Below are 5,877 nucleotides of genomic sequence, written 5' to 3'. Positions count from 1 at the left end.
GGAACGAACGCTGCCACCCCTTCATCTGGACCAAAACCGCCGACGAGATCCTCAAGAAGGTCAACCGTCAGACCACTTCAAACACAGACCACTAGTGAGTGCACGGGTAAGTCAGGTCGTACTCGGCCTCGCCGGTGTTGTCCAAGCCCTGGGCCTTGGAGGAGCGGACGGCTGACACGACCTTGTCAAGTTTCGACGGCGCGATCTGGGCCGGGAGCTGCGTCTTTGCCTCGTCGAGCGTCATCGTGCCGTCGAGCACGGCCCGCAACAGCCGATCGGCGGTGGCCGAGCACGGGTCCGATGGCGTTGATTCCGAGGGCGAGACGGGCTCCGAGGTCGGCGCCTTCGCCGCGACCGTGACAGTCCTCTGGGGAGGCAGGCTCGCCAGAGACCTCATCTGAGCGATGGTGTGCCACTCGTTTTGCAGACGAGGAGGAACGGAACCGTTGGCATTAAGGATCTGCGCCCACTCGGCCTGGTTGATCACGGTGCCGGGACCCGCCGGACACGAGACGCTTACTTGCGAGATGAACGTCCCATTCTCGTTCTGACCGGGCGTGCCCGCGGCGTTCATCGACCCCATTGCGGCCACGTACACGCCGGCCCGGGGATACCAGAACCCGGCCACACCGGTCTGGATCTTGGTCTGGGGTTCCTCGGAACCCACGTCGACTCCGCAGACCCGCGTGGCCAGCTCCTTCTCGTTGCACGTAGACAACGCCGCCGCCGACGCACCCTTCGTCTCCACCGGACAGCCGAGTGCGTCCAATGCTGAGGGCGGCGCCGAAGACGTCGGGGTTTCCGAGCTGCGGGAGCTGACTGCGGCGTGGATCAGGCTGAGGGCGATGGCGATGAGCACCACGGCGCCCCACACCGCAGCGATGGCTTTGCGGGACGTTTTCACGGCTACCTCGGGCACGAAGGGAAAAGCACACACGCGCCGAGGACGGTCGCGCCGTGCAGGTAGTCGCTGCGGCTCCCGAGGGCGTTACATCACGTCACCGCTCGACGGTCACCGCTCGGGCCGGTCATTGATGAAGCGGTGGAGCCGTTCGGCGTGGTGGCCGTGGTCGACGGCGAACTCGGCCAGCTCCGCCGGCGTCGGCTTGCACAGGTACGCACCGAATGGACCGGTCTGGTAGATCGGCTTCCGGGGTCGGCGCGCCGGCCGAGTCGGCGGGGCTGCCGCCGGGACTTGGTCGCGTCGTTGTTGCTTCGACGGGGTCATCAACGTGCTCGCCGTGCTGCGCATCGAACTGACCTCACACGACTGACGTGGCCGCCGCGTTCCACATCCACCGAGGTACCGAAGCGCACCTCGACTGCGGCCAGAGCAGCGACGACTTGCCGAAGTGACAGCCGCGGCCCGGCGCGGGCCCACACGACGTGATCGCGCTCTGACAAGAAGACCTCGATCACCTAGCCGAGGTCCTGCGGCTGCTGGCATTCCTCGACATAAGCACCAGGTCTGCTGCGACTTCGCCGGCCGCCGACGACACCTTCACACGCTGATGAAGCAGTTGTGACTTGCACCCAGTGGATGGCGTTGACGGTGGTTGATTGACCGGGGAACGACAGCGGCGGCGGTGGTAACCACCGGTAACGGCGTGCTGACGGGACATGCGCGGTGTCACCGGCAGTCCGCGGTGACGTCGGTCAGTTGCGGCGGCCGGAGCGGTCGGGCCGAACAGCCGCGAACGGCGGGCGCTGCGCCGGGCACCTCGTCATCGAGTGAGCAGCATTCACCTTTGTCGTGCGGTGTCGTGACTCAGCTGGTCTGCAACCGTGGAAGGTCGGTCTGAGCCAGGTGAGGAGCAGTTCTGATGAAGTCGCCGAGGCGAGTTTTGACCCGTAGACGAGTTGCGCTCGCGCTGATCGCGGGTGTGGTTGCCGGCGGCTGTTCGTCGCCGAGTGAGGAGCCGCCGGATCCGAATGTGCAGGTGGTGGACGGCCAGGTGGCTCGGCAGCTGAAGAGTTCGGTGAGTGATGCCGGAGCGTTCGGCCACCTCCAGGCGTTGCAGAAGATCGCCGACGAGAACGGCGGCAACCGGGCTTCCCCGAGCCCCGGATACGACGCGAGCGTCGACTACGTAGCCGGGGTCCTCCGAGCCGCCGGCTATGACGTGAGCACTCCGACCTACGAGCTGTCCCGCGAACACAGTCGCGAGCAGGGCACGGCGCGCAACGTCATCACGCAGACCCGCAGCGGCGACCCCGCCCACGTGGTGGTGATCGGGGCTCATCTGGATTCGGTGGACAACGGCCCTGGCATCGTCGACAACGGTTCCGGCATCGCCACGCTGCTGGAAATCGCGCGCCACCTCGGTCCTTCGGCACCGCTGCGCAACACGGTCCGGTTCGCGTTCTTCGGCTCGGAAGAAAGTGATGCTGAGGGCTCGAAGTCGTACGTCAATGGCCTTTCCGCCGGCGATCGCGACAAGATCGTGCTTTACCTGAATGTGGACATGGTGGCCTCACCAAACGGCGGCTACTTCGCGCAGGGTGGGGTGGGTGACGACGCGTCCGAGACCGGCCCGCCCGGTTCGGCCGCCGTCGCCAGTATCCTCGCCGGCCAGCTGGCGTCGACGGGGGTGAAACCGGAGATCACCAAGTTCGTCGGGGACGACGAATCGGCGTTCGTCGAGGCCGGTATCCCGTCCGGCGGCGCGGAAAACGGTGACCGCAAGGAAAAGTCCGGGGCGCAAGCCCAGGCCTGGGGCGGTCAGGCGGACGAGCGGTACGACCCCTGCTACCACAAGGCCTGCGACCGCATCGAGAACGTCAACCGCGTGGTACTGGGCCATTACCTAGCGGCGCTCGCCGGGACGGTCGCCCACTTCGCGACCTCGGACCCGGCACGTCTCCGGTGAGCGGCGAACACCGACGCAGTGTGCGCGGTGGGCCGCGTCGGCGAGTACTGCGACGCCCCGCCCGGCTGCGCGGCGGCCCGTCGCTGCGCGAACGCAGAAGGTGATGTCGTACGCGGGGGAGCACGCGGGGTTGCGGCGCTCAGCGGCGCCGTACGGGTGCAGGCTGCATTTGCGAAGGTCGACGGGGAACACAGGAACGTCATTCGCCGGGCTCAGTAAAGATGCTGTGAGGTTGCCTGCTCAAACGGTCATTCTCGCGTCTCGATCCCTGAGCTCCTTGGCGGGTTGGTCGCCCGCCGAGCGCGGGTTGGCACGGGCAACCAGTTCCGGCTCGAGGTGGCCGCCGACGCCATCAGTTTCGTCGTCGTGAGGTTGTCCCCTTGAACCGGACACCTGGATCCCAGGCAGCGGTCTGGGGGATGTTTCGCGTGTCAGGCAAGTCGAAGTACCCCGACCAGTTCCGTGGGGACGCCGTGGAGCTGGTCGGTTTCGTCGGATCAGCCGTTGCGACAGGTCGCCCGTGAGCTGGGTATCAACCACGAAACCCTGCGCAACTGGGTGCGCACTGCCGAGAACGCGCAGACTGTCCGACAGCCGGGCAGTGTGTCGGCCGATGAGCACCAAGAGGTGCAGGTGCTGCGCAAGCGCGTGGCCGAGCTGGAACTGGAGAAGGAGATTCTCCGCAAGGCAGCCGCCTATTCGCCAAGGAGATGGGTCGTTGACCTGCAGCTACCGGTTCATCTGCGAAGACCGCGCCGTCTTCGGCGTCGCCCGGCTGTGCAGAATCCTCGGGTGCGACGCCCCGGCTTCTCCGAATGGCTCGCTGCCGCACCCGTCGGGGCCGAGCGGGCCGAGTCCGACGAGCGCCTCGCGGCGGAGATCACCGAAGTCCGCACCAGGGCTCCTACGGCCGTCCGCGGATTGTGGCCGAGCTGGGCCGGCGCGGCCTGAGAGTGAACCACAAAAACGTCGGGCGGATCATGCGCGAACGTGGGGTCGTCGGTCTGCCCCACAAGCGGCGCAGGTCGCTGACCAAGCCCGATGCCGTGGCGGAGCCGGTGCCGGACCTGATCGGCCGGGACTTTACCGCCCCGGCGCCGGGCTTGCGGCTGGTCGGCGACATCACCTACCTGCCCACCCAGCAGGGATGGCTCTACCTGGCCACGGTGATCGACCTGCACACCCGCGAGGTCATCGGGCACGCGATGGCCGAGCACATGCGCGCGGAACTGGTTCGCGACGCCCTCGACCTCGCCGTCCAACGCGGCCTGATCGGCGATGACGCGATCTTTCCTACCGATCGCGGGTCGCAGCACACTTCCCAGCAGTTCCGTTCCGTGCTCGCCTGGCACGGCGTGCGCCCGTCGATGGGGCGGATCGGGTCGTGTTTCGACAACGCCGTCGCCGAGTCGTTCTTCGCCACCCTCAAAACCGAGATCGGCACCACCGTGTGGACCGCCCGCGACGACGCCCGACGCGACGTCTTCGTCTACCTCGGCTACTACAACCACGACCGTCTACATTCGACACTCAACTACCACCCCCCGCACGAGGTCCGTTTCGGCTATGGTCAGGGAGAAATTGAAGATGCCGTTCAGTACCGTGCCGTACCTGGAACTGGCCGCGCCTACGCCAGCTGCCGGCCGCCGGAAGGCAACACTCCTTCGTGACATCAAACGCTGCCTGAACAGGATCGTCGCACGCCAGCTGTTCCGCCTGCTGCAGCAACACCACCAGGCCACCAGCGACGACACATCACGACGCTTGACGCCACATATCAGCGTCATAGGGACACCCCTGGGTCGGGTAACGGGAACAGGGCTGCGTGTTCAGCTCATCACCGCCGGACGGCCCCTCAGCGGGTACGGGAGGCCGAGCACTCCCCACTCGCCCCGGTCGTCGTCGAATCTCTGGCGTTCACCGAGCATGCTGCCCACAGTCCGCACGTGGGCGGAGGTCGCGTCAATTCGCGGTGATCCCCATGTCTCCCGTGCTTTGACTACCCAGCGCCCACAACGATCCTGACCTGTACGATCGCATACACGTGCGCCCTTGCCGCCTCGTCAGGCGCGGCCCCCGCGTCCTTGGATCCAGTCGTGCCGCGCGGAGGGAGGAAGATCGGCACGCCCGACCGGATCACCGTGGGCGGCGTCGCAACAGCCCGGTCGCGTCGCGGGTGGCGTCGATCCCAGGCGTAGGCAGTAAAAGCTAAGATCCAATTTGAGCAGCCGGCATAAAAATGCTGCCCCGCAATTATTGCAGCAGGAGGCTTGACAGCCACGCGTCGCCCACCACTAGTCTGGCTCCCGAATGCAAAAACAGATGTTCTTGTGGAACCCGGTCGGATCATCCCGTATGGCGCTGGGGCAAGTCAAGAACGTCTTCGTAGGGATTTTCAGGGCGGGGAGTTCAGTCGAATGAGACACGGGTCAGCACCGCGAAGGCTCAAACGACGCCAGTACTGCCCGACGGCGCGCGGCACCGTTCCCGGCACGGCCCAGCACAATGCGCCGACCATCGAGTCCGAGCGCGCTGGCCGAGGCCCGGTGGCGCCCGCGTCTCGACTTGCAGCCACTCCTCCCACGATCTCGGCGGCAACTCTCCGCCGCGGGCCCGGTTCCGCATCTTGCGGGCGAACACGGGCCTGCCGCCGGTGTCGGACGATGCGTACCTGGAGCCGACGCGAGGACCGCAGTCGAAGACTGCGCCCATCCTTCGTGCTGCGGACCGCGCCGGTTTACGGCTAGCCGTGTTTCGGCCCCAGCTCCGATAGCAGTCCACGCAAGTGCGAATACCTTTCATGAGTCAGGCCCGCTTGTCGCGCCGACGGCTCCAAAATTCTGATTCAGAGGCTCACCAAATGGGAAACTCCTACGGCGTCCTGACCGCTAATCCGCCTGACAATCTGATCACGCTCGCGCAGGTTGAGGGGCTGTTCGTCGAGGTGTTCACCGACATCGCGGGGACCGACGAGGTGGGGGTCGACAGCGACTTCTTCGATGACCTC

The 5,877-nt window shown here is 66.2% G+C and carries 5 protein-coding genes; 3 read left to right on the top strand and 2 right to left on the bottom strand.

Annotated elements, in window-relative coordinates; genetic code table 11:
- Nucleotides 1-91: 91 nt before the first annotated feature.
- Together AB0F91_RS45195 and AB0F91_RS45190 are read right to left on the bottom strand one after the other, a co-directional pair.
- Entirely contained in the window at nucleotides 92-919 is an 828-nt protein-coding gene (locus tag AB0F91_RS45195; RefSeq protein WP_360608360.1) for a hypothetical protein, read from the bottom strand.
- Between the two features lie 93 nt (nucleotides 920-1,012).
- Nucleotides 1,013-1,252, bottom strand: coding sequence for a hypothetical protein (locus AB0F91_RS45190; RefSeq protein WP_360608358.1), 240 nt, complete (start codon nucleotides 1,250-1,252; stop codon nucleotides 1,013-1,015).
- 727 nt (nucleotides 1,253-1,979) lie between these two features.
- On the opposite strand from AB0F91_RS45190, the gene AB0F91_RS45185 reads away from it, so the two are divergent.
- From AB0F91_RS45185 to AB0F91_RS45175, 3 genes are all read left to right on the top strand, one after another.
- Nucleotides 1,980-2,870 (top strand): M20/M25/M40 family metallo-hydrolase, encoded by an 891-nt coding sequence (locus AB0F91_RS45185; protein WP_360608356.1) that lies wholly within the window; start codon nucleotides 1,980-1,982, stop codon nucleotides 2,868-2,870.
- 504 nt (nucleotides 2,871-3,374) lie between these two features.
- Nucleotides 3,375-3,821 carry a transposase gene (locus AB0F91_RS45180; protein WP_360608354.1) on the top strand — a complete coding sequence of 149 codons (447 nt, stop codon included), beginning with the start codon at nucleotides 3,375-3,377 and terminating at the stop codon, nucleotides 3,819-3,821.
- The gene (locus AB0F91_RS45175) at nucleotides 3,794-4,540 is read left to right on the top strand and encodes an IS3 family transposase (protein ID WP_360608352.1); all 747 of its coding nucleotides are present in this window, start codon (nucleotides 3,794-3,796) and stop codon (nucleotides 4,538-4,540) included. Before AB0F91_RS45180 ends, AB0F91_RS45175 begins: the two co-directional genes overlap by 28 nt.
- Nucleotides 4,541-5,877: the final 1,337 nt, after the last annotated feature.

This window comes from Amycolatopsis sp. NPDC023774 (genome assembly GCF_040639695.1).
Classification (GTDB): Bacteria; Actinomycetota; Actinomycetes; order Mycobacteriales; family Pseudonocardiaceae; genus Amycolatopsis.
This window is presented reverse-complemented; position numbering and strand designations above follow the sequence as displayed.